The sequence below is a fragment of the Arthrobacter sp. genome, from assembly GCF_031988865.1.
GTDB lineage: Bacteria > Actinomycetota > Actinomycetes > Actinomycetales > Micrococcaceae > Arthrobacter_B.
The window spans coordinates 1-26,721 of sequence record NZ_DALZXY010000012.1 but is presented as its reverse complement, the minus strand read 5'-3'; the positions used below and the strand labels follow the sequence as shown (position 1 = coordinate 26,721).

General features: G+C 65.2%; 26 protein-coding genes, 1 tRNA gene and 1 other RNA gene. 17 read left to right on the top strand and 11 right to left on the bottom strand.

Annotated features, from left to right (window positions below; translation table 11 throughout):
* The first annotated feature begins 31 nt into the window (after nucleotides 1–31).
* The 5 genes from RTN46_RS03950 (at nucleotide 32) to RTN46_RS03930 (ending at nucleotide 3,250) form a co-directional block, all read left to right on the top strand.
* The gene (locus tag RTN46_RS03950) at nucleotides 32–556 is read left to right on the top strand and encodes a methylated-DNA--[protein]-cysteine S-methyltransferase (protein ID WP_312179182.1); all 525 of its coding nucleotides are present in this window, start codon (nucleotides 32–34) and stop codon (nucleotides 554–556) included.
* A gap of 31 nt (nucleotides 557–587) precedes the next feature.
* The gene (locus tag RTN46_RS03945) at nucleotides 588–1,646 is read left to right on the top strand and encodes a tyrosine recombinase XerC (RefSeq protein WP_312179181.1); all 1,059 of its coding nucleotides are present in this window, start codon (nucleotides 588–590) and stop codon (nucleotides 1,644–1,646) included.
* A 186-nt stretch (nucleotides 1,647–1,832) separates the two neighbouring features.
* Complete coding sequence (locus RTN46_RS03940) at nucleotides 1,833–2,336, top strand: DUF3145 domain-containing protein (RefSeq protein WP_312179179.1); 504 nt, start codon at nucleotides 1,833–1,835, stop codon at nucleotides 2,334–2,336.
* 145 nt (nucleotides 2,337–2,481) lie between these two features.
* Nucleotides 2,482–2,949: a hypothetical protein gene (locus RTN46_RS03935; RefSeq protein ID WP_312179177.1), complete on the top strand. Its 468-nt coding sequence runs from the start codon at nucleotides 2,482–2,484 to the stop codon at nucleotides 2,947–2,949.
* Complete coding sequence (locus tag RTN46_RS03930; RefSeq protein ID WP_312179175.1) at nucleotides 2,942–3,250, top strand: transcriptional regulator; 309 nt, start codon at nucleotides 2,942–2,944, stop codon at nucleotides 3,248–3,250. Before RTN46_RS03935 ends, RTN46_RS03930 begins: the two co-directional genes overlap by 8 nt.
* Nucleotides 3,251–3,375: 125 nt before the next feature.
* Here RTN46_RS03930 and fabF read toward each other — a convergent pair whose 3' ends face one another.
* The 6 genes from fabF to aceE all read right to left on the bottom strand — a co-directional run bounded on the left by fabF (nucleotide 3,376) and on the right by aceE (nucleotide 11,210).
* Nucleotides 3,376–4,617 (bottom strand): beta-ketoacyl-ACP synthase II, encoded by a 1,242-nt coding sequence (gene fabF / locus RTN46_RS03925; RefSeq protein ID WP_312179173.1) that lies wholly within the window; start codon nucleotides 4,615–4,617, stop codon nucleotides 3,376–3,378.
* A gap of 96 nt (nucleotides 4,618–4,713) precedes the next feature.
* On the bottom strand, nucleotides 4,714–4,959 hold the full coding sequence (locus RTN46_RS03920; protein ID WP_055240832.1) for an acyl carrier protein: 246 nt from the start codon (nucleotides 4,957–4,959) through the stop codon (nucleotides 4,714–4,716).
* Nucleotides 4,960–5,037: 78 nt separating this feature from the next.
* Nucleotides 5,038–6,099 carry a beta-ketoacyl-ACP synthase III gene (locus RTN46_RS03915; RefSeq protein WP_312179170.1) on the bottom strand — a complete coding sequence of 354 codons (1,062 nt, stop codon included), beginning with the start codon at nucleotides 6,097–6,099 and terminating at the stop codon, nucleotides 5,038–5,040.
* Entirely contained in the window at nucleotides 6,096–7,052 is a 957-nt protein-coding gene (locus RTN46_RS03910) for an ACP S-malonyltransferase (RefSeq protein ID WP_312179169.1), read from the bottom strand. Before RTN46_RS03910 ends, RTN46_RS03915 begins: the two co-directional genes overlap by 4 nt.
* A gap of 109 nt (nucleotides 7,053–7,161) precedes the next feature.
* Nucleotides 7,162–8,394 (bottom strand): helix-turn-helix domain-containing protein, encoded by a 1,233-nt coding sequence (locus RTN46_RS03905; RefSeq protein WP_312179167.1) that lies wholly within the window; start codon nucleotides 8,392–8,394, stop codon nucleotides 7,162–7,164.
* 77 nt (nucleotides 8,395–8,471) lie between these two features.
* A complete protein-coding gene (gene aceE / locus RTN46_RS03900; RefSeq protein WP_312179165.1) occupies nucleotides 8,472–11,210 on the bottom strand; it encodes a pyruvate dehydrogenase (acetyl-transferring), homodimeric type in 2,739 nt (912 codons plus the stop codon).
* A gap of 369 nt (nucleotides 11,211–11,579) precedes the next feature.
* Here aceE and RTN46_RS03895 point away from each other — a divergent pair, with 369 nt between their 5' ends.
* The 5 genes from RTN46_RS03895 to RTN46_RS03875 all read left to right on the top strand — a co-directional run bounded on the left by RTN46_RS03895 (nucleotide 11,580) and on the right by RTN46_RS03875 (nucleotide 14,667).
* Entirely contained in the window at nucleotides 11,580–11,999 is a 420-nt protein-coding gene (locus RTN46_RS03895; protein WP_312179163.1) for a DUF3052 domain-containing protein, read from the top strand.
* Between the two features lie 6 nt (nucleotides 12,000–12,005).
* Nucleotides 12,006–12,497, top strand: coding sequence for a peroxiredoxin (locus RTN46_RS03890; RefSeq protein WP_312179161.1), 492 nt, complete (start codon nucleotides 12,006–12,008; stop codon nucleotides 12,495–12,497).
* Between the two features lies 1 nt (nucleotide 12,498).
* The gene (locus RTN46_RS03885; protein WP_312179159.1) at nucleotides 12,499–13,455 is read left to right on the top strand and encodes an NAD-dependent protein deacetylase; all 957 of its coding nucleotides are present in this window, start codon (nucleotides 12,499–12,501) and stop codon (nucleotides 13,453–13,455) included.
* An 84-nt stretch (nucleotides 13,456–13,539) separates the two neighbouring features.
* Nucleotides 13,540–13,612 (top strand) — tRNA-Val (locus tag RTN46_RS03880).
* A 188-nt stretch (nucleotides 13,613–13,800) separates the two neighbouring features.
* Nucleotides 13,801–14,667: a serine hydrolase gene (locus RTN46_RS03875; protein ID WP_312179157.1), complete on the top strand. Its 867-nt coding sequence runs from the start codon at nucleotides 13,801–13,803 to the stop codon at nucleotides 14,665–14,667.
* A 105-nt stretch (nucleotides 14,668–14,772) separates the two neighbouring features.
* Here RTN46_RS03875 and RTN46_RS03870 read toward each other — a convergent pair whose 3' ends face one another.
* Nucleotides 14,773–15,972 (bottom strand): cation:proton antiporter, encoded by a 1,200-nt coding sequence (locus RTN46_RS03870; RefSeq protein WP_312179155.1) that lies wholly within the window; start codon nucleotides 15,970–15,972, stop codon nucleotides 14,773–14,775.
* Between the two features lie 200 nt (nucleotides 15,973–16,172).
* On the opposite strand from RTN46_RS03870, the gene RTN46_RS03865 reads away from it, so the two are divergent.
* Both RTN46_RS03865 and gndA read left to right on the top strand, forming a co-directional pair.
* A complete protein-coding gene (locus RTN46_RS03865) occupies nucleotides 16,173–17,693 on the top strand; it encodes a DUF2252 domain-containing protein (RefSeq protein ID WP_312179153.1) in 1,521 nt (506 codons plus the stop codon).
* Nucleotides 17,694–17,868: 175 nt separating this feature from the next.
* The gene (gene gndA / locus RTN46_RS03860) at nucleotides 17,869–19,305 is read left to right on the top strand and encodes an NADP-dependent phosphogluconate dehydrogenase (RefSeq protein ID WP_312179151.1); all 1,437 of its coding nucleotides are present in this window, start codon (nucleotides 17,869–17,871) and stop codon (nucleotides 19,303–19,305) included.
* Between the two features lie 83 nt (nucleotides 19,306–19,388).
* Here gndA and epsC read toward each other — a convergent pair whose 3' ends face one another.
* The 3 genes from epsC to msrA all read right to left on the bottom strand — a co-directional run bounded on the left by epsC (nucleotide 19,389) and on the right by msrA (nucleotide 21,558).
* On the bottom strand, nucleotides 19,389–19,973 hold the full coding sequence (gene epsC, locus RTN46_RS03855; protein WP_312179149.1) for a serine O-acetyltransferase EpsC: 585 nt from the start codon (nucleotides 19,971–19,973) through the stop codon (nucleotides 19,389–19,391).
* Between the two features lie 42 nt (nucleotides 19,974–20,015).
* Entirely contained in the window at nucleotides 20,016–20,951 is a 936-nt protein-coding gene (gene cysK, locus RTN46_RS03850) for a cysteine synthase A (RefSeq protein WP_312179147.1), read from the bottom strand.
* A gap of 76 nt (nucleotides 20,952–21,027) precedes the next feature.
* The gene (gene msrA, locus RTN46_RS03845) at nucleotides 21,028–21,558 is read right to left on the bottom strand and encodes a peptide-methionine (S)-S-oxide reductase MsrA (protein WP_312179145.1); all 531 of its coding nucleotides are present in this window, start codon (nucleotides 21,556–21,558) and stop codon (nucleotides 21,028–21,030) included.
* A 374-nt stretch (nucleotides 21,559–21,932) separates the two neighbouring features.
* Here msrA and RTN46_RS03840 point away from each other — a divergent pair, with 374 nt between their 5' ends.
* The 3 genes from RTN46_RS03840 to RTN46_RS03830 all read left to right on the top strand — a co-directional run bounded on the left by RTN46_RS03840 (nucleotide 21,933) and on the right by RTN46_RS03830 (nucleotide 24,591).
* The gene (locus tag RTN46_RS03840; protein WP_312179230.1) at nucleotides 21,933–22,790 is read left to right on the top strand and encodes a Nif3-like dinuclear metal center hexameric protein; all 858 of its coding nucleotides are present in this window, start codon (nucleotides 21,933–21,935) and stop codon (nucleotides 22,788–22,790) included.
* A 73-nt stretch (nucleotides 22,791–22,863) separates the two neighbouring features.
* Nucleotides 22,864–23,604, top strand: coding sequence for a C4-type zinc ribbon domain-containing protein (locus RTN46_RS03835; protein WP_312179144.1), 741 nt, complete (start codon nucleotides 22,864–22,866; stop codon nucleotides 23,602–23,604).
* Between the two features lie 3 nt (nucleotides 23,605–23,607).
* Nucleotides 23,608–24,591: a reverse transcriptase-like protein gene (locus tag RTN46_RS03830; protein ID WP_396157281.1), complete on the top strand. Its 984-nt coding sequence runs from the start codon at nucleotides 23,608–23,610 to the stop codon at nucleotides 24,589–24,591.
* Here the strand turns inward: RTN46_RS03830 and RTN46_RS03825 are convergent.
* The gene (locus tag RTN46_RS03825) at nucleotides 24,588–25,370 is read right to left on the bottom strand and encodes a peroxide stress protein YaaA (protein WP_312179143.1); all 783 of its coding nucleotides are present in this window, start codon (nucleotides 25,368–25,370) and stop codon (nucleotides 24,588–24,590) included. The two genes, RTN46_RS03830 and RTN46_RS03825, sit on opposite strands and share 4 nt — an antisense overlap.
* Before the next feature lie 43 nt (nucleotides 25,371–25,413).
* On the opposite strand from RTN46_RS03825, the gene rnpB reads away from it, so the two are divergent.
* Together rnpB and RTN46_RS03815 are read left to right on the top strand one after the other, a co-directional pair.
* An RNA gene (rnpB, locus tag RTN46_RS03820) (RNase P RNA component class A) lies at nucleotides 25,414–25,795 on the top strand.
* 195 nt (nucleotides 25,796–25,990) lie between these two features.
* Nucleotides 25,991–26,721: MFS transporter (locus RTN46_RS03815; protein ID WP_312179141.1), on the top strand; the 731-nt coding region annotated here is incomplete at its 3' end.

Sequence of the window (26,721 nt, the reverse complement as noted above, 5' to 3'; positions counted from 1 at the left end):
CGATTTCTCCAACAACAAAAGGACTAACATCATGCGTTTTCACAAGGTCATCGCCTCACCCCTGGGAATCCTCACCCTGGTCGCAGAGGACTCCGTCCTCGTTTCTGTGGAATCATCAGCGCCCGACCCGGCGGCACCGGTCGCTGCGCGATACGGTCTGGCCGCGGAGAGCGGTTTCGAAACGGCGGAACGGCAGCTCGAGGAGTACTTTGACGGGCGGCGGTGCTGCTTCGGCCTTTCTGTCGCACAATCCGGAACGCCGTTCCAGCAGCAGGTGTGGACCGCCGTCAGGGCCATCCCGTACGGCCAGACGCGCAGTTACAAGCAGCTGGCCCTGGAACTTGGCGACGCAGCTAAGGCACGCAGCGTCGGTGCTGCGCTGTCCCGCAACGCACTGAACATTGTGGTGCCGACCCACAGGGTAGTCGGCACCCGCGGTGCCCTCACGGGATACTCCGGCGGGGTGGATGCCAAACGTTCCCTCCTGGAGCTGGAAGCGGCTCCCGGGAACGAGGCGCTTCGCCAGCAGTGTTCCGGGGCCGGTGTGCCTGCTTGAAGCCGGCCGGGAAAGCGGGGAAAGTGGGACAGTGAGCCACACCAGCAGGAATACCGCAGAGACCGGGGGACCAGGACACGGCTCCGGAGGCCCGTCCGGGAAAGCCGCCGTCCCGGAAACTGGCGCGGCTAACGGGACCGCGGGCAACACGACGGACCGGCGCAGGCCGCCCGGGGGCAGGCCGGTTGAATTCAGCCAGGCACTTGAGGCCTTCTGCAGCTACCTTTCTTCCGAACGCGGACGCTCGGAACACACCGTCCGTGCCTACGAGGGAGACATCGCGGGACTGGTGGACTACGCTGCCGGACTCGGACTCACTGCGCTGGCCGAAATCGATCTATACGTCCTCCGCGGATGGCTGGGAACACTCAACGAGGCAGGACTTGCGCGGGCGACCCTGGCCCGCCGGGCGGCGACAGCACGGTCCTTCACCGGCTGGGCGCTGCGGGAGGAACGGATCTCCGTGGATCCGGCGCTTCGCCTGAAGGCCCCGAAACGGACCAAGACACTCCCCGGTGTGCTCCGCCCTGCCCAGCTTGAGGCCTTGTTCGAGACGCTCGCTGCGGCCGCCGCAGATGGGGGAGCGCTGCCCCTCCGTGACAGGGCGCTGGTGGAAGTGCTTTACGCCACCGGCATCCGTGTCGGGGAGCTCGCCGGGCTGGACGTTGACGACCTGGACCAGGACCGGCGCACCCTGAAAGTCCTCGGCAAGGGCAACAAGGAACGCACCGTGCCCTACGGGCTCCCGGCTGCCCTTGCATTGGACGACTGGCTCCGCCGGGGGAGGCCCGCGCTCGCCAAACCGGAGAGCGGGCCAGCGCTCTTCCTGGGCCAACGGGGACGGCGGATCGACCAGCGCCAGGTTCGTGCCGTCACCTCCGCGCTGTTCGAATCCCTCGGGGACACCTCGGCCAGCGGACCCCATGCCCTGCGGCACAGTGCCGCCACGCATCTCCTGGACGGCGGTGCCGACCTGCGCAGCGTGCAGGAGATCCTGGGGCACAGCAGCCTCGCCACAACGCAGCTCTACACCCATGTCTCCGTGGACCGGCTCCGCAAGAGCTACCAGCAGGCGCACCCCCGTGCCTGACCTTTCACTTACAACCAAGTAGTTTCATTGGCGTAATTGCGTAACATACGGCACAATGATGCTAGGTCTCACACCTAGCAGTCCCGCGATGCCGTAGGACTGCGACAGTTTCAGGGCACACAGGCAGATTTTCGTCCCGCTATGCAGGTCGTTGGGGAAGACGCACCTACAGCTACGGAGGATGGAATGACTGTTGTGATGGCGCACGGCGTATTGTTCGTGCACTCAGCCCCTTCTGCGTTGTGCCCTCATATCGAGTGGGCCATCGGATCCGTCGTTGAGAAGCGCACGGATTTCAAGTGGATCCCGCAGCCTGCCGCGCCCGGAATGGTCCGCGCCGAACTTGCCTGGTCGGGCCCGCAGGGCACCGGTTCCCTCCTCGCCTCCGCACTGCGGGGCTGGGCGCACCTCCGCTACGAGGTCACCGAAGAACCCAGCGCAGGCGCTGACGGCAGCCGCTGGTCCCACACTCCGGAACTCGGGATCTTCCACGCCACCACGGATGTGCACGGGAACATCATGGTGACCGAAGACCGCATCCGCTACGCCTACGAAAACGGCGCAGGCGACCCCGCCGCGGTCTACCACGAACTTTCCCTCGCCCTGGGCGAGGCCTGGGATGACGAGCTGGAGCCTTTCCGCCACGCTGCCGACGGCGCTCCTGTCCGCTGGCTGCATCAGGTCGGCTGACCTTCGCCCACCCCCCCCGCGGCCTATCACGAAAGACCGTCTGAAGGAGACGCTCCGGGAAGACGCGTACGTCATCCGGAACCGGTCGACATAACATTTCTGAAGTGACTTGCCACAACGGAAACCATTTATTAGTGTTTCCATTATGGAAAGTGAACATAAACGACCGACGCGCGCCGAGGCGACCAGCGCGCTGAGCGCATTGGGAGCCGACCGGGATCGGCTTGCGGAGAGCATCCGGGTTCCCTGGCCGCTCCTGGCCGGCTTTGGGGCAGCGGCTGCATTGTGGGTCGGAGCGGCCGCCTCGGCATCGCCCGGCCAGGGCTACGACCCGCCGGCATCCGGTGCCCTGCCGCTGGTCATGGTCCTGGTTCTCCTTTACCTAGTACGGCGGGAAACGGGTGTCCGGTTCCGGAGCATGGGGGTCCGCGCAGCGTTGGCCGTGGCCGGAATCGCTGCCATCTGCCTGGCGCTGTTCAGTACGTCCCTTGGATTGGTGTCTTTCGGTCTGCACTGGGGAGTCCTCTTCACCAGCGCCGCCGCGTTTGCCCTCACAACGTGGCTGGCTGCTGTGGCCTACCGGTCCGCGGCCGTAAAGCTGCGCCGTGGATGAGCCGCGCTTCGACGAGGTCATCCACGCACCGCTGCGCCTGCGGATCTGCGGGCTCCTCCACCCCGTCGACCGGCTCGACTTTGGAGTACTGCGGACCGCCTTGGGCGTCTCGGACGCCACACTGTCCAAGCATGTGAAAACCCTGGCGGAGTCCGGTTATGTCCGCACCGACAAGGCAGCAAAGGCGGACCGTGGAGACGCCCGCCGGGTTATGTGGCTATCACTCTCCCGGACGGGCCGGGCAGCCTTTGAAGCACACGTGCGGGCACTTCAGCAGATCGCCGGCACAGCCGCAAAGTAGACAACCCCAGCAGCTGCCCTCAGCAGCCTGCCGAAAACCCGCTGCTCCTCGGCGCACCTCCTCCGCTTAAAGCCGAAGGCCGGGACCCCATCAGGGTCCCGGCCTTCGGCTTATGCAGTGGGCCTTTAGTGGTTCCGCAGGGCGACGACGGCGTTGTGCCCGCCGAAGCCAAAGGAGTTGTTCAGCACCACAATGTCACCGGACGGCAGGTTGCGGGCCGAGGTGACGACGTCGAGCGGGATCTCCGGATCCTGGTTGTCCAGGTTGATCGTGGCCGGAGCCTGCCGGGTGTAGACGGCCATCGCCGTCATTACCGCTTCGACGGCGCCGGAAGCGCCGAGGAGGTGGCCGGTCTGGGACTTCGTCGCGGAGACGGCCACATTGTCCACATGGGCGCCAAGGGCGCTCTTCAGGGCGGTGTACTCGGGCTTGTCTCCCACCGGGGTCGACGTGGCGTGCGCGTTGACATGCACTACGTCTTCGGCGTGCGCGCGGGCATCAAAGAGGGCGGCCTTCAGGGCGCGGGTGGCTCCGAGACCCTCGGGATCGGGTGCGGTGATGTGGTAGGCATCCGCAGTGACCGCTGTTCCGGCCAGCTCCGCGTAGATCCGGGCGCCGCGGGCCAGGGCATGTTCCTCCGCCTCAAGCACCAGGGCACCGGCGCCTTCGCCCATCACGAAGCCGTCGCGGTCCTTGTCGTACGGACGCGAGGCACGCTCGGGATCGTCATTGCGCTTGGAAAGGGCCTGCATCGAGGCAAAGGAGGCCAGCGGCATGGGATGGATGGCTGCTTCCGCGCCGCCGCAGACCACGACGTCGGCCTTGCCCGAGCGGATCAGCTCGAGGCCCTGATGCAGGGACTCCGTCCCAGAGGCGCAGGCAGACACCGGTGTATGGGCGCCGGCGCGGGCACCGAGGTCAAGGCTGACGGCTGCGGCGGGGCCGTTCGGCATCAGCATGGGAACCGTCATCGGCAGTACCCGCCGGGGGCCCTTTTCGCGCAGGGTGTCCCACGCGTCGAGCAGGGTCCAGACGCCGCCGATGCCGGTGGCGAAGGAGACGGCCAGCCGGTCGTGGTCAATGTCCGACTCTTCCAGCCCGGAGTCGGCCCACGCTTCGCGGGAGGCGACGACGGCGAACTGGGTGGAGGGGTCCATCCGCTTGGCTTCGACCCGGGAGAGGACCTCAGAGGCAGGCGTGGACACGCGCGCCGCAAAAGTAACCGGAAGACTGTACTTCTCGACCCAGTCGTCTTCCAGGGTGCGGGCACCGGAGACGCCCTTCAGTGCGTTCTTCCACATGGTCGGAACATCTCCGCCGATCGGCGTTGTTGCGCCGAGGCCGGTTATGACTACTTTGCGGGCCATGATTCACTCTCTCGGAAAAATTGGTGGTTCGCCCGGGGGCGATGCGAGGTGCTGCAAAGGGCGGCCGCTGCACCGGCAGCGGCCACCCTCCACGGGCTACGCCTGGGCGTTGGAGATGAAGTCCACCGCGTCGCCAACGGTCTTGAGGTTCTTGACCTCTTCGTCGGGGATACGCACACCGAACTTCTCTTCGGCGTTGACCACGATGGTCATCATCGAGATCGAGTCGATATCCAGGTCATCCGTGAAGGACTTGTCGAGCTCAACGGCCTCGGGGGCCAGGCCGGTTTCCTCGTTCACGATCTCGGCGAGACCGGCCAGGATTTCTTCGTTGCTAGCCATGGGGGCTCCTTCTTTCTGTGGTACCGGTGCTGGACCGGTCTGGGTTTTCCAACCGCCTCAGGCGGTGTGGCTTGGAAACTAGGGGAGGACGACTACCTGCGCGCCGAAGACGAGCCCGGCGCCGAAGCCGATCTGCAGTGAGAGTTTTCCGCTCAGCTCGGGGTTTTCGGTGAGCAGGCGGTGTGTGGCCAGCGGGATGGACGCCGCGGAGGTGTTGCCGGCGTCGGCAATGTCCCGGGCGATGACCACGGACTCGGGCAGCTTCAGCTGCTTGGCCATTTCATCAATAATGCGCATGTTCGCCTGATGCGGGACGAACGCGGAGATATCCTCGGCGCTGACGCCGGCCGCGTCAAGGGCCTGCTGGGCGGCCTTCGCCATTTCCCAGACTGCCCAGCGGAAGACGGTCTGGCCGTCCTGTCGCAGCGTGGGCCAGAGCTTGGTCTCGCGTTCGGCGAGGACAGACGCGGGAAGCGTGCCGTCGTCTTCCGCGGCCAGGGAGAGCTCCCGCACCTCCAGCATCGAGTGGGTCATGCCGATGGCGCCGGACTTGCTGCCATCCGAACCCCAGACGGACGGACCGATGCCGGGCGTGTCCGAGGGGCCCACAACGACGGCGCCTGCGCCGTCGCCGAGCAGGAAGGAAATGGTGCGTTCGGTGTTGTCGATGAAGTCCGACAGCTTCTCCACGCCGATGACCAGGACGTACTCTGCGGTGCCGGAGCGGACGAGGGCGTCTGCCTGGGCGATCCCGTAGCAGTAGCCGGCACAGGCGGCGGAAACGTCGTAGGCCGGAGCTGGAGTGGCGCCGAGCCGGTCAGCGATCTGCGTGGCTGCGGAAGGCGTGGCGTAGGGATGGGTCACAGTGGAGACGATGACGGCACCCAGGGCGGACCCGTCGATCCCCGCCTTTTCCAGCGCTTCGCGTCCAGCCATCTCGGCCATGTCCACCACGGACGTGCCCTTATCAGCGCGGTGGCGGGTGATGATGCCCGTGCGCTGGCGGATCCACTCGTCCGAGGAGTCAATCCACTGGCAGACGTCGTCGTTGCTGACGATCACGTCGGGCCGGAAAGCTCCGATCCCGTGGATGCGGCTGAACTCGTGAACCGGTGACTGCTTCAGGGTAGGCGTGCTCACGCATTTCCTTCTTGTGTCGTAACTGCTGCGGCGCCGGAATGCTCTGCCACGAAGGCCCGGGCTGCTGGGAGGTCTTCAGGAGATTTCAGGGCCAGCGACGGGACGCCGCGCATGCCCCGTTTGGCCAGACCGGTCAGGGTGCCAGCCGGCGGAAGCTCCAGTATGCCGGTGACTCCCATCGCTGTCATGGTTTCCATGCACAGGTCCCAGCGCACAGGACGGGATACCTGGGCGATCAGGCTGTCCAGGTTGGACCCGCCGCTGACTACCGCGGCGCCGTCGTAATTGGAGAGAAGTGTGGGCCGCGGTTCGGCGGGGGAGAGCGTGGGGCGCAGGGCCTCCAGAACGCTGGCCGCCGGTGCCATGTGAGAGGTGTGGAAGGCCCCGGCAACCTTCAGCGGAATGACGCGGGCCTTGGCGGGCGGATTGGCGGCCAGTGCCTGAAGCTGTTCCAGCGTGCCTGCGGCTACAACCTGGCCGCCGCCGTTGGCGTTGGCCGCCGTGAGTCCGGCTTCCGCAAGTACGCGTGCGACGTCGTCCGGGTCGCCGCCCAGGACGGCGCTCATACCGGTGGGCTGTTCCGCTGCGGCCCGGGCCATGGCGTTGGCCCGTTCCCTGACAAAGAGAAGTGCATCATTCTCGGACAGCGCCCCGGCGACAGCGGCGGCGGTGATCTCGCCCACCGAATGCCCGGCGACGACGGTGGCAGCGGTCAGCGCCTCGGTGTCCAGGAGCAGCCGCGCGGCCATCAGGCCGGCAGCGACGATGAGCGGCTGGGCAACGGCAGTGTCCTTGATGGTTTCCTCATCGGACACGGTGCCGTGCGCCACGAGGTCAAGGCCCGCAACGTCGGAGAGGGTTTCAAGGTGCTCCCGAGCTCCGGGCAGTTCCAGCCACGGAGAAAGGAAGCCGGGCGTTTGTGACCCCTGGCCGGGGCAGACGATTGCTAGCACGTATCAAGCTTTCCAAAGTTGGCGGGAATTCCCGGGTGTTCAGGTGAACCAAGCTCACCGGAGGGCATTGTAGGAAGTCTACAAGTACGGCCGGTGCTGGCAAGTGTGGTTAGCTGCGGGGCACGGGCCGTTCCGGAGCCGCTTTCCCGGCAGGGGAAAGCCGTCCAACCACCAGGGCTGTCTGCAGGACGAACGCTTCCCGCGGCAGCATGGGGTCCCATCCGGTGATGTCGCAGACCCGCCTCAGCCGGTACCGGACGGTGTTGGCATGGACGAAGAGTTCGCGGGCAGTCGCCTCGAGGGAATGACCCAGCGAAAGATAGGCGGAGAGGGTCTCGGCCAGTCCGTTCGAGGCTGCCAGCAGCGGACGGTAGATGCTGCGCACCAAGGCCCGGCGTGCCGATTCGTCCCCGGACATCACGCGTTCGGGCCAGAGGTCATCGGCCGCCACCGGCCGCGGGGCGGCAGGCCAGGCGCGGGCCGCAGTGAGCCCGGCGAAGGCAGCCTGGGCAGAGGGCCCGGCTTCGACGAGGGATTCAGCAGGGGGTCCATAGACCACGGGGCCGGGGCCGAAAAGGTCGGCCAGCCGGGCGTAGGACCCGGATTTGTCCGAGAGCCCGCCCAGGACCAGGATCAGCCGGTCGCCCTGGATGCCGACCAGGATGTCTTCGGCAAGCCGTCCGGCGACGCGGCGCAGCTCATTGACGAACGTTGGGTTCGGGTCTGCAGGGGAACTTCCGACAATCACGGTGACCCCCGCCGTCGACGTCCAGCCCACCGCCGCGATACGGGACCGCAGGGCGTCCGAGCTTTCACCGCGCAGGATCGCATCCACCACGAGGGCCTCGAGCCGGGTGTCCCAGGCGCCACGGGTTTCCGCGGCCCGGGCATAAACGTCTGCTGCCGCGAAGGCGACCTCGCGGGAGTAGCGCAGCACGGCTTCGCGCAGTGGTCCCTGCACTGAACCGGCGGCAAGCTCCGGCACCCTGTCCTCAACGACTTGAACGACCACGCGGATCAGGGCAAGGGCCTTCTGCAGGCTGATCGCCCGGGTCAGTTCGGTTGGTGCAGTGCCGAACACGTCACTGAGTACCCAGGCCGGCGACGCCGGACGCTCGTACCAGTTGACGAAGGAGGCAATGCCCTTCTGTGCCACCATGCCCAGGGCGGAGCGTTCGTCCGGACGAAGTCCCCGGTACCAGGGCAGCGACACATCGAGCTGCTGCAGGGTGGCAGTGGAAAGCTTGCCGATGTTCGCTTTGAGGCGCTCCAGGATCAACGGATCGGCGCCGCCCTCTTCGGGCGCAGTCGAGGCAGTGCGGATGGAGCGGGTGACTGGCATGTCTTGAGCTTACGACTTCCGGGAAACAACCTCCATTTTGTGTGAAGGCTACAACTTGCGGCGCTCCAGCGTGGGCCTCAGGCATCACCGCCGGGATTGCCGCTGGTGCCCTTCGTGACATCGAGCAGGTGGTACTTGTCGATGGCCTGTTTGGGCGCTTCGCCGTCCACCTCGCCGCGCCGGGCCAGCATCTCCAGGGCGCGGACCACCATCGAGTGGCTGTCGATCTTGAAGAAGCGGCGCGCTGCGGCACGGGTGTCGGCGAAACCGAAACCATCCGCCCCGAGGGCCGCGAACTCGTTCGGCAGGAACTGCCGGATCTGGTCCGGAACGGCCTTCATATAGTCGGTGGACGCCACGATAGGCCCGGTGGCACCGGACATCTGCTGCGTCACGAACGGCACCCTGGGCTCGGCATCCGGATGCAGGAACGCTTCTTCCTCGGCAGCCAGGCCGTCGCGGCGCAGTTCGTTCCAGGAGGTGACCGACCAGACGTCCGCGGAAACACCCCAGTCATCGGCGAGCAGCTGCTGCGCTTCCAGCGCCCAGGGAACCGCGATGCCGGAGGCGAGCAGCTGTGCGCGTGGTCCGTCGACGACTGCGGGGGCGAGCAGGTAGATGCCCCGGAGCACGCCGTCGACGTCGAGTTCCTCCGGCGCCTTGGGCTGCAGGATCGGCTCGTTGTAGACCATGAGGTTGTAAATCAGGTTCGGATCCTTGGAATCCGGGCCGTACATCTCGTCCAGGCCGTGGCGGACGATGTGCCCGATCTCGTAGCCGTAGGCCGGGTCGTAGGTCTTCACCGCGGGGTTGGTGGAGGCCAGGACCGGGGAATGCCCGTCGGCGTGCTGCAGGCCTTCACCGGTGAGGGTAGTCCGCCCGGCCGTTGCCGAAATCAGGAAGCCGCGCGCCATCTGGTCAGCAGCTGCCCAGATAAAATCACCGGTGCGCTGGAAACCGAACATCGAGTAGAACACGTACACCGGGATCAGCGGCACGCCTTGGGTGGCATACGCCGTCCCCGCTGCCGTGAATGCGGCGATCGAGCCGGCCTCGTTGATGCCCACGTGCACAATCTGGCCCTGCGGGGACTCTTTGTAGGCCAGCATCAGGTCCCGGTCTACGGAGAGATAGTTCTGGCCCTGCGGGTTGTAGATCTTCGCGGTCGGAAAAAACGAGTCCATGCCGAAGGTCCGGGCCTCATCCGGGATCACCGGGACGACCCGCATTCCGAATTCCTTGTCCCGCATCAGGTCTTTCAGCAGCCGGACGAAGGCCATGGTGGTCGCTGCCAGCTGCTTGCCCGAGCCGCGGTTGGCGACCTCGTAGGACTTTTCCCCGGGCAGGTGGATCGGTTTGAAGTCCACACGGCGCTCGGGCAGGAAGCCTCCCAGCGCCCGCCGGCGGTCCAGCATGTACCGGATTTCCGGCGACTGGGGTCCGGGGTTGAAGTAGGGCGGGCGGTAGGGGTCCGCCTCGAGCTGTGCATCGGTGATGGGGATGCGCAGGTAGTCCCGGAAGACCTTGAGGTCCTCCAACGTCATCTTCTTCATCTGGTGCGTGGCGTTGCGGGCCTCGAAGTGCGTGCCCAAGCCGTAGCCCTTGACCGTGTGGGCCAGGATCACGGTGGGTTTCCCCTTGAAGTCCATGGCGGCCTGGTACGCCGCGTAGACCTTCCGGTAGTCGTGGCCGCCGCGCTTGAGGTTCCAGATCTCGTCGTCGGACAGCCCCGCCACCATCGCCTTGGTCTGCGGACTCTTGCCGAAGAAATGGTCCCGGACAAAGCCGCCGGACTCCGCCTTGTACGTTTGGTAGTCGCCGTCGAGCGTGGAGTTCATGATCTCGACCAGCGCGCCGTCGTCGTCCTTCTTCAACAGCGGATCCCACTCGCGGCCCCAGACCACCTTGATGACGTTCCAGCCGGCACCGCGGAAGAAAGCCTCCAGCTCCTGCATGATCTTCCCGTTGCCGCGCACCGGCCCGTCCAGACGCTGCAGGTTGCAGTTGACCACGAAGGTCAGGTTGTCCAGCTTGTCGTTGGCGGCCACGTGCAGCAGGCCGCGCGATTCCGGCTCGTCCATTTCGCCGTCGCCCAGGAACGCCCAGACATGCTGGTCGGAGGTGTCCTTCATGCCGCGGTTGTCCATGTACCGGTTCAGCTGGGCCTGGTAAATCGCATTCATTGGCCCGATGCCCATGGAGACAGTGGGGAACTCCCAGAACCTGGGCATGGACCGCGGATGCGGGTAGGAGGAGAGCGCATGCCCCTCGCGGGACTTCTCCTGCCGGAATCCGTCCATGTCCTCTTCGGAGAGGCGGCCTTCAAGGAAGGCCCGGGCATACATGCCCGGTGCCGCGTGGCCCTGGAAATAGATCTGGTCGCCGCGGCCGGGGTGGTCCTTGCCACGGAAGAAGTGGTTCATGCCCACCTCATACAGCGTCGCTGCACCGGCGAACGTGGAGATGTGGCCGCCGACGCCGACCCCGGGCCGCTGGGCCCGGTGCACCATCACGGCCGCGTTCCAGCGCATCCAGGCCCGGAAGCGGCGTTCGATCTCCTCGTCGCCGGGGAATTCGGGTTCCTGGTCCACCGGGATGGTGTTGACGTAGTCGGTGGTGGTCACCATCGGCACACCGACCGAATGTGCGCCGGCCCGCTGGAGCAGGGAACGCATGATGAACTGCGCCCGCTCGGTGCCTTCGGTCCGGACCAGGTCGTCGAGGGACTCGATCCATTCGGCGGTTTCTTCCGGGTCACTGTCCGGCAGCTGGCCGGTGAGCCCGCTGAGGATGTCCGTTCTGTCTTCTGCGGCCACGAAACTCTCCTATGCACAGATTGTGTCTGGACATTGGTCCTGCGCTGGGTGTCTGGTGCCCGGTCCCTGTCCGCCGGACGGGTTGGTAGGATGGGCGGCGGCCGGCCGTGCCGGCTGCCCGTGCCTGTGCTTGGTCCTGTAGTTCACTGTAGACCGGCGCGGAACCCTTGCGTAGCCTTCCCGGCGAACCTCGCCTTCGGCGCGGGCGCACGCGGCTAGCGCGTCATCAGCGCCCTCGCTCCCGGTCCGTACATCGGCCCCGGGCCCTTGAAGCTTGCCGCTAAAAGGTGTTCCCTTGTGTCAGGGAAAGGGCAGTTCGCGCGAAGATGTGATTCCCTTGTAAACATGCAGTCAACCAGGAGGAGTGAAGTGAGCGAGGCCGATGCCGTCACGGAGAGCAACGTGGCGGAAAGAATGGGTTTCAAAGACGGCGACCTGATTCAGGAATTCGGCTACGACGACGACGTCGACTTTGACCTCAGGGAGGACCTTGAGGATCTTGTCGGCGGTGAGCTCCTCACAGAGGACGACCACGATGTGGTCGACGGCGTCATTCTGTGGTGGCGTTCCGATGACGGAGATCTGGTCGATGCGCTGGTCGATTCGCTGACCACGCTCGATGACGGAGGAGTCGTCTGGGTCCTGACCCCTAAGTCCGGCCGGAACGGTTACGTTCCGCCGGCGGATATCGAAGAGGCAGCACCGACTGCCGGGCTCCATGTGACTACCTCTCCCGGCGTCTGCCAGGACTGGGCAGCCACACGCCTGGTGAGCCGCAGGAAGAAATAGCCAGCTTTGGCTCTCGTTCCTGCCGGGGGCCCCGGAATCGGGGACCCGGCTCCGGGCTTTGAACTTCCCAACCAGTTCGGGGAGCCGGTAAGCCTGGATGGGCTTGCCGGCCGCTCCGTTGTGCTGGTCTTTTACCCCTTCGCGTTTTCGCGGGTCTGCTCCGGTGAGCTGGCCAGCCTCGCGGAACTCCAACCCGAGTTCGACGCCGCCGGTGCAACCCTGCTTGCCGTTTCCTGTGATACGAAGTACTCGCTGCGCGCCTGGGCGGCCGAACAGGGGTGGGCATTTGACCTGCTCGCCGATTTCTGGCCGCACGGAGAGGTCGCCAGACGCTATGGCGTCTTCGACGGCGTCCGCGGGCTGGCCACACGATCCAGCTTCTTCATTGGTCCGGATAGGACCGTGCACAGGATCCTCCGCTCGGGGATCAACGACCCAAGAGACCCGCGGGAGTACGTCAGGGCACTCAGGGACCTGCCCGCTGCGGAGAGGCGCTGACATGGCTGATTCCCCGACGCCCCGGCCCGCTTCGGGGGCCGGACTTACCGGGTTCGTGACCCGTGAGGCTGCCGAGGCGGCCGCCGAACCAACGGAAGCTGAACGCAGGGAACTGGATGCCGCCGTCGAGCTGCTTTCGGGGCGGCGGATGGCGCTGCTGACCGGGGCCGGCCTCAGCACGGACTCAGGCATCCCGGATTACCGCGGCCCCGACGCACCACCGCGGAATCCGATGACTTACCAGCAGTTCGTCGGTGATCCCGTGCTGCGCCAGCGGTATTGGGCACGTAACCACGTCGGCTGGCATCATCTGCGGCACGCCGTACCCAATGCCGGCCACGAAGCCGTGGTGCATTTGGAGGAGCGCGGCCTGCTGACCGGGGTCATCACGCAGAACGTGGACCGGCTCCACAGCGATGCCGGCAGTGTCAGGGTTATCGACCTGCATGGCCGGTATGACCGTGTGCTCTGCCTCTCCTGTGGTTCCGTGTACACCCGGGAAGGGATTGCCCGGCTGCTGGAGCGCCTGAACCCCGGCTACCTGGAACGCGTGGAGGGGGAAATCGCTCCGGACGCGGACGCTGAGGTCGCTGATACCGGGGACTTCGTCGTCGCGGACTGCCCGGTCTGCGAAGGGATGCTGAAGCCAGACTTCGTGTATTTCGGCGAGAATGTTCCCAATGAGCGTGTCCGCCTGGCCTACGCGGCAGTGGACGACGCCGATGCGCTGCTGGTTGCCGGATCTTCACTGACCGTCATGAGCGGGCTGCGGTTTGTCCGGCATGCGGCCAAGGAGGGCAAGCCGGTCGTGATCATCAACCGCGGCCAGACCCGCGGAGACGCACTCGCTGACCTTTTGGTCAATATGGGTGTCGGCACCGCACTTCAATACCTTGCCCGGACCCTGCCGGATGCCGGTCCCGGCCCGCGGAATCACGCGGGCCGTCATTCGGATTAGGTGATCGGCGGGCAGGTCCGGTAATGTAATTCCTCGTGATGCGGCGCTGGCCGGGTTTTCCCAGCTGGCATAACGGGTCACGTCGGGTCTTTAGCTCAGCTGGTAGAGCGCCACGTTTACACCGTGGATGTCATCGGTTCGATCCCGGTAGGACCCACCGGCTAAACCCGCCTTCAGGAAACACTGCAGGCGGGTTTTTTCGTACCCGGGCCTGCCCCGCCAGGGTGCAACTCTGATTCAGAGCGGCCGGACAGACAGCACACACCCAAATCAAAGCCTGCCGCGGTACGAAGGAACAGGTGCCTCCCGCACCGCTGTGCTTCCGGCACCTGAAGGAAAAACACCTTGCGCACTGCTTTCCTCAAGCCATTCCTGGCCTTCCTGCTTACGGCAGGCCTGCTGGTAGCGGCCGCCACCGGATGTGCCGGTGAACCGGATGCGCGGACCGTGACGGTGCCCGGTAGCCAGGCGACGCCGTCGGCCAGCGCCGAACCCGAACTGGGACTCCGAGCTGAGCTGGACAGCTATGCCGCCGAGACCGGCATTAGCTTCTCCGTCGCGATCTATGAATACGATTCGGGGCGCGCCTGGTCCTACAACCCGGAGCGGCGCTACCTGGAAGCCAGCCTCGTCAAGGTGCCGATCCTGCTCACCCTGCTGCGCCAGGCCACCGAGGAGGAGAGGGAACTCACCGAGGACGAGCAGCTGCTGGCGGACTGGATGATCTCCCAGAGCGACAACGTTGCCACTGACGAGCTTTATGCCTCCGTGGGCGGAGCAGAGGAGCTGCAGAAGACGTACGGCCTCCTCGGCGTCGGTGAAACGGAAGCCACGGATGTCTGGGGCGCGAACGAGACGAACGTCGAGGACCAGCTGCGGATCGCCACGGCGGTGGCCCTCGGAGTGGAATGGATCAGGCCTGACCTGAAGGACTACGCGGTGAGCCTCCTGGAAAACGTGGCGCCGGAGCAGGCCTGGGGGATTACCACGGGCATCCTGGACCCCGCCGCCGAGGTGGGGCTGAAGAACGGCTGGCTGCAGGATGACCTCCTGGACTGGAACGTTGGAAGCTCCGGGTTCGTCCTTGGAGGGACCGCGGACTACAGCATCGTTGTGCTGACCTCCGGCACGGCGACCCTGGACGAAGGTATTTCCATCCTCGAAGGCGCGGCCGCGATCGTGAACCGCTGGGAACTCGGCGACCCCGAATAGGTGAGGTGCGGTGGGTGGCGTCCTGATTCCGGGGCCGTTCGCTGGTCCGGGCGCTGCTTTTAACCGGACGCTCCCATCATCCCCGCCGCTACTATCATCCCGCCGCTATTGGCCGGGGCCGGCAGCCCAGCGCTGGTAGGCGGCAATGAGCGGCTTGGCCGAAAGCCCATGTGCGAAAACGCTCAGGCCCACTGTGACGACCACCGTTGTCAGGAGCGTGGTTGCGGCCGGGGGGCCCCGTTCATAGGCCAGCAGGGCGAATACGACGGAAGCCAGTCCGCGGGGGCCAAACCAGCCCATAAACGCCCGGGTCTGCCATCTGGTGCCGCTGCCGATCATCGCGGCGGCGACTGGCAGCATCCGCACGACCGTCAGGCTCAGCACAGCGTAGGCAAGAACCTGCCACGTAATGTGTGGGAGCGCGGTGAGGACCGCGGCAGCACCGAAAACCATCCAAGTCGCCGCGGCCAGGGTGCTCCCTACCTCGCCGGTGAAGTAACTCGTGTCAACGTTAGCGGCACCCTTGACCAGGCGATACGCCAATCCCGCCACGAACGCCGCGAGGAAGGCGCTGCCGCCAAGCGAAACCGCCGCCGCATAAGCGCCCACGGCTACTGCCAGCGTTCCAGGCTGGCGCCACTCCGGTTGGAACCACTCTCGGCTGGAAGCTACCCGCAGCACATATCCGCCTGCTCCTCCCATCACGACCCCGGCCAGCAGCCCCCAGCCGATCTGCTCCGCGATGGCAGCAACGACAGCCGACCGAACACCTCCCTCCAGCGTGGACATCGAGATGTCGAGGGATACCAGGAAGAAGGGCACCGCGATTCCGTCGTTCAGCCCGCTTTCCACATTGAGCGCTTGGCGCACCTTTCCGGGCACTGCGGGGTCCTCGACAACCCGGTGACCGAGCGCGGCGTCAGTTGCGCAGAGCATTGCGGAGAGGAGGAAAGCACTGGAGAGGGGGAGCCCGGGAAAGAGCACCAGCCCGGCACCGAAGCCGAGGAGGAGGGTCAGCGGGAGCCCAATCGTTAGCAGCCGCCCCGGCCATCCGATGCTTCGGCGCAGCAAGCCAAGGTCAACCCGGGCAGCGTCGGTAAAGAGGAGGAAGACCAGGGCCAGCTCGGCTACCCCTAGGACGGCGTCGTTTTCCAGGCTTAGCCCGTGCGAGCCATCGAATGCCACGCCGAGGATAACTCCGGCCAGCAGGAAAGCCATGGCGGACGTCACACCGCGCCGGCTCAGCGGTCCCGAAAAGGCGCTGACCACTATCAACACCACGGCTGCGAGCAGTAGCGCGATCATCTGTTCCTTCCCGTCCGGGTTCAACCTACGAGAAAGGGCCCACGACCGTCGAGAGTCCAGCGCCGTCGAGAGCGTGCCCAGTCGAGAGTGCAGCCCGGCGCAGACGGACCAGCCAGGAAAATGGCGGACAGGAATCGGTCCTACGGACGCTAATGCGGCTGGACCCATCCCGTTAGGGGTGGGGAACCGATATTCTTTGGATGTCGGTTGCCGTGCAGGGACTGACCGCGGAATTCACGCAGGGCCCGGTGGCGCAGCAAGCCGTCATAGAGAGGTCGCCGATCATGGGCGGGACCAAAGTCAAGCACCCGAGCGTCATAGAACGAGTGGCAGCCGGAAAGCAGTGCCGGGAGGCAACACCGGTCTCCGCCCACAAAGGTTGGGTTCCCGCTCCCGACCGCCCGGACCCAGTTGCGCTGATCGAAGAACAGAACCTCACCCGGGAGGCAGACCTCGTTCCGGTGCGTCATGGGCGGATGCTGGCTTCTCCGTTTACGTTCTACCGCGGTGCCGCCAAGGTCATGGCCGCCGACCTCAAAAACACTCCCCGGGCCGGTCTGACCACCCAGCTCTGCGGTGACGCACATTTGTCCAACTTCGGGGTGTTCGCCTCGCCGGAGCGGATTCTGCTGTTCGATCTCAACGACTTCGACGAGACACTTCCTGGACCGTTCGAGTACGACGTGATGCGGATGTCCGCGAGTTTCACGATTGCGGCCAGGAACAACGCCTTCACCGATAAGGAGGCGCATGAGGTGACCCTTGCCTCGGTTCGGGCTTACCGCGAAGCAATGCGCCAGTTCGCGCAAATGGGCACCATGGACATCTGGTACGCACGCCTGGCGGAGCAGGATCTTCTGTCAGCGATTCAGCTGGCCGTGGACACCAGCAAGGGCAAGGGGCAGAAAAAGGCGGCGAAGCAAGCCGAAAAGACCGCCGAAAATACCGCCAGGAAGGCACGCTCCCGGGACAGCCTGCAGGCGCTTTCCAAACTGGCCGAGCGGGTGGACGGGAAATACCGGATTGTCAGCCAGCCGCCGATCGTTATTCCTGTCCGGGAGCTCGCTGGTTCGCTCGGTTTGTCCGCAGACGAGCTGCGCAACGCAGCCCGTGAACAGCTGCGGTCCTATCGGGCTACGTTGCAGGAGGACAGGCGCCACCTCCTCGAGCGCTTCGAAATCGTCGACGTCGCACGCAAAGTGGTGGGGGTCGGAAGTGTTGGCACCCGGGCCTTCATCGCGTTGCTGCAAGGCCGCGATTCAGAGGATCCACTGTTTCTGCAGGTCAAGGAAGCGACCCGGTCAGTCCTTGAGGACCATCTGCCTAAAAGTAAGTACCGTCAGCCGGGTGAGCGTGTCGTGCAGGGACAGCGGATGATGCAGGCCGCAAGCGACATTTTCCTGGGCTGGACCAAAGGAGTACAGGAAAACCGGTACCTGTACTGGCGCCAGCTGAGGGATATGAAGGGCTCAGTCGTCGTCGAAGCCATGAAACCCCTTGGTATGGAGTTTTACGCCCGCACCTGTGGCTGGACTCTGGCGCGGGCCCATGCCAGATCGGGTGATCCGATTGCGATCGCCGCGTATCTTGGCAAGAGCGGGAAGTTCGATGATTCAATCACAGACTTCTGCGAACGGTACGCAGATCAAAACGAACGGGATTACCAGGCCTTCGCGAAGGCGGTGCATGCTGGACGCCTGCCGGTAATCGAAGGGCTCTAGCTCCCGAACCATCACCGTATCGGGCCCCTGTGACCAGCGGACGTGTCGGGCGTCGCATCCCCCTGTGTGGCGTGGGTAGCCTCCGGGCGAATAGGCTGGAGCCTGAAGACGGCGCGTTCGGTGCGCCGACACCGTGCTGCGGCAAGCGGCACCTGAAGAATCCTTGGAGTGAACTTTGAGCGCACAGATAGGTGTGACCGGCCTAGCCGTCATGGGGGCGAACCTCGCCCGCAACCTGGCCCGCAACGGCTACACGGTGGCCCTGCATAACCGGTCGGTGGAGAAAACGGATGCCCTCCTCTCCGCCCACGGCGACGAAGGCGACTTCGTCCGTACCGAGACGTTGCAGGAGCTCGTCGATTCGCTGGAGAAGCCGCGCCGTGTGCTGATCATGGTGAAGGCCGGAGCGCCTGTCGACTCGGTTATCGACCAGCTCGTCCCGCTCCTGGAGGCCGGTGACATCGTCATTGACGCCGGTAACTCGCACTACGAGGACACCCGCCGGCGCGAAGCGTCCCTGGCCGAAAAGAACCTCCACTTCGTTGGCGTCGGAGTTTCCGGCGGCGAGGAAGGCGCACTGCTGGGGCCCTCAATCATGCCCGGCGGATCACGCGAGTCCTACGACTCCCTGGGCCCGATGCTGGAGAAGATCTCCGCTAAATACAACGGCGAAGCATGCTGCACCTGGGTGGGCACCGACGGCGCCGGCCACTTCGTGAAGATGGTCCACAACGGCATCGAATATGCCGACATGCAGGTGATCGGCGAGGCCTACGACCTGCTGCGTTCCGCCGCAGGAATCGAACCGGCCGAGCAGGCAGAGATCTTCACCGAATGGAACAAGGGCCAGCTGAGCTCCTTCCTGATCGAAATCACCGCTGAAGTCCTGGCCCACACGGATTCGGCGACCGGCAAGCCGTTTGTCGACGTCGTCGTAGACTCTGCGGGGCAGAAGGGCACCGGCCGCTGGACCGTCGTCTCCGGCCTTGACCTGGGCTCCCCGGTCTCGGCGATTGCCGAATCGGTCTTCGCCCGCGCTCTCTCCTCCCAGCGTGGCCAGCGGGAGCTGGCACAGGGCATCCTGGCCGGCGAGGAGAACGCCGTCGAACTGCCGGAAACCTTCGTGGAGGACGTACGGCAGGCGCTCTACGCCTCCAAGCTGGTCAGCTACGCTCAGGGCCTGGACATGCTCACCGGTGCTGCCAAGGAGTACGGCTGGGACCTGAAGCTGGACGAGATTGCCTCGCTCTGGCGGGCAGGCTGCATCATTCGGGCGGAACTGCTGGACGACATCATGAAGGCCTACGCCGGAGGCCAGGCTCCCGCCAACCTCCTCCTGGCTCCCGCGTTCGCCGAGTCCATTGCAGCGGCCGTTCCGGCCTGGCGCCGCGTTGTCTCCGTTGCCGTGCAGCTGGGCATTCCGGTACCGGTCTTCTCCTCGTCGCTGGCCTACTATGACGGACTGCGCCGTAAGCGCCTTCCGGCCGCCCTGACCCAGGGCCTGCGCGACCTCTTCGGAGCGCACACCTACAACCGGGTCGACGCCGAGGGCACCTTCCACACGCTGTGGAGCGGTGACCACTCAGAGGTCGAAGCCGTGGATACCCACTAGGTAGCCCGGACAAAAACGCCAAAGGCCGGCCGCTCCCTTTCGGGGCGGCCGGCCTTTGGCGTTTGTACGGACTCGTTGCCGCGCTAGATGTAGATAGCCGGATCGATGTACTCAGCTGGGTCGACGGCCGGCTGAGTCATCTTTGCATCGCGGTGCCGCCAGGTGGCCGGGATGCCGGTGATGATCGAGTCCGCCGGGGCGTCCTTCACTACGACGGCGTTGGCACCCACGGCACTGTTGGCACCGATGGTGACCGGCCCCAGGACCTTGGCACCCGCGCCGACGGTGACCCCGTCACAGATCGTCGGGTGCCGCTTGACCTTCGCCAGGGAGCGTCCGCCCAAGGTGACACCGTGATAGAGCATCACGTCGTTGCCGATTTCCGCCGTCTCGCCAATGACCACGCCCATGCCGTGGTCAATGAAGAACCGCCGGCCAATGGTCGCCCCCGGATGGATCTCGATGCCGGTGACGAACCGGGTGAACTGTGACAGTGCCCGCGCCGGGAAGAGCAGGGAGGGGTTGGCCCACATCTTGTGGGTCAGCCGGTGCATCCAGATCGCATGCAGGCCGGAATAGACAACAATGTTTTCAAGCGAACCCCGTGCTGCCGGGTCATGGGACGCGGCAGCACTGAGGTCTTCACGCAGTCGTGACAGGAGGCTCACGTGGGACTTTCTGCTTGGGATTTCCGCCCGGAGGCGGGCTGGCTAGCCGCGGATGTCGTCGTACAGAACCGTGGAGATATAGCGTTCTCCGAAGTCGCAGACCACAGCCACGATCAGCTTACCGGCGTTTTCCGGTCGCTTGGCCAGCTCGAGTGCCGCCCAGACTATCGCACCCGAGGAAATGCCGCCCAGGATGCCTTCCTGCGTTCCCAGCGCCCGGGCAGTCGCCACCGAGTCCTCGATGGAAGCATCAAAGACCTCGTCGTAGATTCCGGTGTCCAGGATCTCGGGAATGAAGTTAGCGCCGATGCCCTGGATCTTGTGCGGTCCGGGGGAGCCGCCGTTCAGGATCGCCGAGTCCTTCGGTTCGACTGCGACAATCTGGACCCCGGGCTTGCGCTTCTTCAGCACCTGGCCCACACCGGTGATGGTGCCGCCCGTGCCGACGCCGGAGACGAAGATGTCTACCTTCCCATCCGTGTCCTCCCAGATTTCCTCCGCGGTGGTGGTGCGGTGGATTTCCACATTGGCCTCGTTGGCGAACTGCTGGGCCCAGATGGAGTTATCGGTGGCGGCCACGATCTCCTTGGCCTTGTCCACTGCGCCCCGCATGCCGTCGGCACCCGGGGTGAGCACGATCTCCGCGCCAAAGGCACGCAGCATCACCCGGCGTTCCGTGGACATGGTCTCGGGCATGGTGAGGATGACCTTGTAGCCGCGGGCTGCGCCGACCATGGCCAGGGCAATGCCGGTATTGCCGGAGGTGCCCTCCACGATGGTGCCGCCCGGGCGGAGTGCGCCGGCTTTTTCGGCGGCGTCAACTATGGCTACGCCGATGCGGTCCTTGACGGAGTTGGCGGGGTTGTAGAACTCAAGCTTGACCGCAACGTCACCGGGGAGTCCTTCGGCGAGACGGTTCAGGCGGACCAAGGGGGTCCCGCCCACCAGCTGGGTTACATCATCGTAGATTCGTGCCATGTGAATTTTCCTCTGTTCGTAAATCCTGGGAACCGGTAGCGGAATGTAGTTTCTTCAAGCGTATCGCCACGCATCATCAGGATTCGTTGTCAAGCCATTCGGCGTAATATTTCCTGGCCTTGGCCAGCTTCGGGTTGATGATTATCTGGCAATATCCCTGCTCGGGGTGCTTGGCGTAAAAGTTCTGGTGGGTTTCCTCGGCCCGGTGAAATGTCGGGAGCCGTGTGATTTCGGTGACAATCGGGTCACTCCAAAGTGCCTGTGCCCGCTGGCGCGCCTTTTCCATTTCCTCCCGCTCCTCTTCCGTCCGGTAGAACATCGACGAGCGGTACTGGGTGCCGACGTCGTATCCCTGGCGGTTCAAGGTTGTGGGGTCGTGGGAAATGAAGAACATGTCGAGGATGACCTCGGTGGGAATAATGTCCTCATCGAAAGTCACAGCCACGACTTCGGCGTGTCCGGTCAAGCCGGAACAAACCCTCTCAAAGTCAGGATGCGCGGTGAACCCGCCGGTGTAGCCCGAAACCACGCTCTGCACGCCGCGGGTCTTCTGGTAAATAGCATCGAGGCACCAGAAGCAGCCTCCGCCTAGAACATACGTCTTCATGCCTTTATATAAGAGGCGGGGACCGCCAAAGATTCCCGCGGAGCGGAACGGGATAAACCAACCACCTGCGCCGCGGGCCTGCGGCGTCGATGCGAGGCCGGCCGGCGGGCCGGGGTGCGCAGCCCGGGTGACACTGGCCACCAGGGCAATTCCGGAGCCTGTTTCATCTGCCTACAAGCAGTGCCGGTGGGGTAGAACTAATACCTATGGAAACCCCACGCAACGGCGAGCACGACGGCGGCAGCGAACCGCTGGCGGAAAGCCCGGCCAACCCGGAAATCTCGAACAGCCACGACGCCCAGGCAATCCGCTCCAGCGAAGCCCCGACGCCAACCGACGCAGCTGGGGAATCACCGGAGGCCGGCCCCGGCAGCATGCCGGAGAATGACGGCCTGGCGCTGCCGACCGTAGGTGACGTCCTGGTGGCTGTGGAGGAGTTGTGGCCGGAGTCCCTGGCAGAGGACTGGGATGCCGTGGGCATGGTTCTCGGGCGGCCCTCCGCTGTGGTCCAGCGGATCCTCTTCGCTGTCGATCCCACTCATGAGGTCATCGACGAAGCCCTGGACTGGGGTGCTGACCTCCTGGTGACCCACCACCCCCTGCTGCTGAAACCCGTCCATTCCGTGGCCGGCACGGGATTCAAAGGGGATGCGGTGCATCGCCTGATAGAAGGCGGCTGCGCGCTGGTGACAGCGCATACCAACGGTGACAGCGCGGTCGGCGGGGTATCGGATGTGCTGGCCGATGCCTTCGGCCTCCAGGACACTGTTCCGCTGGCTCCCGCCGCCAACGGACTGCCCGAAGAGGGCATCGGCCGGGTGGGTAACCTTCCTGACGTGATGTCGCTCGGAGATTTCGCCGAGCTGGTCTTCAGCATCATGCCGGCCGTCGCCGGGGGAGTCCGGGTTGCCGGCGATCCCCAGGGACTGGTCCGCCGGATAGCCGTCTGCGGGGGAGCCGGGGACGGCATGTTCGACGCCGTCCGCGCCGAACACGCAGATGTCTACGTAACCGCTGACCTGCGCCATCACCCCGCTTCCGAGGCCAGGGAAGCCGCCGTGAACGGGCGCCCGTATCTGATTGACGTTTCACATTTTGGCAGCGAATGGCTGTGGCTCACCCCCGCCGCCGCCGCCTTGGAAAACGTCCTGGCGGACCAGGGCTTCGGTGTCGAGACCAGGGTCAGCACCTGCAACACCGACCCGTGGGACTTTGTCCTGACGCCCGGCTGAGAAACCGGGCCGCAGGTGACATAGGCTAGGAGAGCCGCACCAGCCAGGCAAGCGGATTAAGTGGAGGTATTTGGTGGCAAAAGCATCACCGGCGGAGCAGTTGAGGCTGCTGGACCTGCAGGCATTGGACAGCAGGATGAAGCAGCTGGACACCCGTGCCCGCTCAGTACGTGAGAACCCGGACCTTGCCGCGCTCGCCGCGAAGGCTGCCGCCGCCCGGACCGCACTGGGTGCTGCAGCCACGGAAAGCGCGGACATCGAGCGTCAGCTTACCCGTGCCGAGGCTGATGTGGCGTCCGTGACGGCACGGCTGGAACGGGACCAGAAGCACCTCGACAGCGGTTCGGGCGGGTCGAAGGAACTGACCGCCCTGCAGAGTGAAATCGAGTCGCTGAGCCGCCGCCGGTCGGATCTTGAAGACACCGAGCTCGAAATCATGGAGCGCCTCGAGGCCGTCAAGGGCGTCGAGGCGGAGCGACGCGCCGAAGCGGGCGCAGCCGAAGCCGAGCTTGCCGAGCTCGAAGCGAAGCGGGACGCAGAGTTGGCCGACATCGGAGCTGAGCGCGCTGAGACCCAGCGCCAGCGCACCGAACTTGCGGGACGGTTCGCCCCCGATCTGCTCGCCGTCTACGAACGGACCCTTTCCCGGCACGGAATCGGCGCGGCGCGTCTTTTCCATGGAACGTCGGAAGGCTCCGGAATGCAGCTCAGCCCTGGCGACCTCGCCGACATCCGCAAGGCAGCAGACGACGACGTGGTGTTCTGTCCGGATTCGGGCTGCATCCTGGTCCGTTCCGCTGAGTGGGGCAGCTGATCCGTGACCTTGTTTGACCCATCGGACACCCCCGTCCATCCCGCGCCGGCCCGGCGCACACTGGTGGTCGAGGCCGACGGCGGCTCCCGGGGCAACCCCGGGCATGCCGGCTACGGAGCGCTGGTACGGGATCCCGAAACCGGGGAGATCCTGGTGGAGAAGGCCCAGTACCTGGGTATCGTCTCCAACAACGTCGCCGAGTACTCCGGGCTCATTGCTGCCCTGGAACTGGCGCATGGAATCGATCCGGACGCCTGGATCCTGGCCAAAATGGACTCGAAGCTCGTTGTGGAGCAGATGAGCGGGCGCTGGAAAATCAAGCACGAGGACATGCGGCGGCTCGCGGCCCAGGCCCGTTCCGTCGTTGACCCCCACCGGGTCAAGTACCAGTGGATCCCGCGGGAGATCAACAAGGACGCTGACCGGCTCTCGAACGAAGCCATGGACGCCGGCATCGCCGGCGTTCCGTGGAAGCCACGGGAGCTGAAGGGGAAGGCTGTCGCCGCGTCCGGCGGCCGTGCACCTGCTTCATCTGCTGGGGGCACCGGTGAGCAGGATGACGCCGAAGAGATCCCCGCTGAGCGGAATGCCGCAACCGGCCGTATCCACCACATCGAGATCTGGGTGCGGGACTTCCCGCAGGCTGAAGCCAGCCTGGGCTGGCTGCTGGAACGCCTCGGGTTTACCCGCCGGGATTCCTGGTCCACAGGTGCCAGCTGGCAGGGGGCCAACGGCTACGTTGTCCTCGAAGCCGGGCCGGAAGTGCTGCCCGAAGGGCACGAACGCCGAAGGCCCGGGATAAATCACCTGGCGTTTGGTGCGGGGTCACCCGCCGACGTCGACCTGCTCGCCCGGCGCGCATCCAGCCACGGCTGGTCGCTGCTCTTCGGTGACAGGCATCCGCGGGCTGGGGGAGCGGACCACTATGCCGCCTACCTGGAGAACGCGGACGGCTTCGAAGTTGAACTGGTCGCTGACCGTCCCTAACGCTGCTGCTGGTGGTCTTCGGGCAGGATGAGGTTCAGCTGGTACGGCTTGCGGCCCGCTGCGGGTACGAGTTCCGCTTCCCACTTTTCTGCCGCAGCGCTGCGCAGCTGCTCGAGCGTTGCCGGTGCTGCCCCGCCGCGCGTGAGCAGGTGCCTGGCCAGTTCGCCCCGGGTGTGCTTGGCGAAGTGGGAGACGACTTTGCGCTGGCCGCCCCGGATCTGGAAGACGTTGACCGCCGCCGTCATCCCCGGATCGGGCCGCCAGGCAGCGGCGTAGGTGCTTGAACGGCAATCCACGACCAAGCGGCCGGCAGCGTATTCGTCCAGCGGCTCCGTTAGCGCGGCTTTCCAGAAGGCAGCCAGCCGGCCGATGCCTGGCAGGTTCGTGCCCATGGACAGCCGGTAGGCAGGGATTGGATCGGCAAACCCGATGGCGCCCCACAGTGCGGACGCGACCACAACGGCGTCGTCCGCTGCCGCACGCTGGCGGGCAGTAAGTGAGTCGTAGCCGAGCGCGTCGTAGAGGACACCCGAATAGACCTGGTGGGCCGGAGCGCAGGGCTCGGCATCAAGGATGGTGTTCCTTGCCACCTCGGCGGCAAGTGAAGCGCCTATTCCCAGGATTGCCTGGGCGTCCGGAGATGCGCTGGTTTCCATTAGGGAGGAGAGGACCAGCTTTCGGGCATCGGCCAGCTCGGGAAAGCGAAGGAGGGAGGGGTCCAGGACCGGGCCGGCGTCGGGCCGTGTTTTGCCCTCTGAGGGCGGCAGCAGGATCAGCACTGATTAATCCTACGTTCCGCGGGCGGGTACGATTGACCCGGGACGGGTTGGCCAGGCAATCGCGTTGGGACGGCTTCGGCCGGACCCAGCGAGGAAAGTCCGGGCTCCGCAGGGCAGGGTGGTGGGTAACGCCCACTCGGGGAAACCCGCAGGCTAGTGCCACAGAGAAGAGACCGCCCGCGTTTGTGCGCGGGTAAGGGTGAAACGGTGGTGTAAGAGACCACCAGTGTCCCGGGTGACCGGGACAGCTAGGTAAACCCCACTCGGAGCAAGGCCATACAGGGTGCGTTTGAAGGCTGCCCGCCTGAGTATCCGGGTAGGCCGCTAGAGGGTATCGGCAACGGTGCCCGCAGATGGATGATTGCCACCTGCAGGCCGGTGACGGCCGGCAGGCACAAAACCCGGCTTATCGGCCAGCCCGTCCCACTTTCTTATAGCACCGGCTATCGAGTGCCGAGATTGCACAGTATGTATGGTTATCGGCGGTAGGGCGAATTTTATTTAGCCCTGCCGGGATGCGCGCACAACCAGCGTTGCCGGTTTCTGCACTATTTTGTGCGACTTTTCCACACTGGCACGCCGCGTCATGCTTTCGCATGAGGCTCGGCTATTCTGTGGCAATGGTCACCAACCCGGCACCGCGTAAACATCTGGTGCGGCGCAATGCTAATTTCCGCGCTCTATGGCTTTCTTCGACCATCGGAATCCTCGGCGGTTCGGTCACGGCCATCGCCCTTCCCATTATTGCCGCGGTAGAGCTTGGAGCCAGCGACTTCGCTGTGGCGGCCCTCTCCGGAATGGTGTTCCTGCCCTGGCTCCTTTTCGGCCTGCCGGTCGGCGTGATTGTGGACCGGCACCGGCGCCGGCCTATTATCCTCGCTTCGCTGGTTCTCCGGGTCCTCCTTTTAGCCACGCTTCCGGTTGCCTATTGGCTGGATGTGCTGACTACTGAGCAGCTGTTCATTGTCTCCTTCCTGACCGGTCTCACGGCCGTGTACTTCACCCTCGCCGAGGCAGCCCTCATCCCGCGGGCGGTCGAGCGCGAGGAACTGATCGAAGGCAATGGGCTGATGACCGGCTCGGGTGCCTCGGCCGACGCCGTGGGGCGGGGGCTGGGGGGATGGTTGACCCACGCGATCGGCGCGTCGAACTCACTGCTGGTGCAGGTGGCGGCCTCCATCGCATCCTTCGCGGCGATCCTGCGCCTGAAAGTCGACGAAGAAGTGCCCGCCGCTCCCGGCAGGCGGCGTATCTGGCGGGAAATGGGATCAGGCCTGCGCTACACCATGAGCACCTCGCCCCTGCGGGTACTGCTCCTGGTAGCCGCGCTGTGGAATCTGGGCGGCAACAT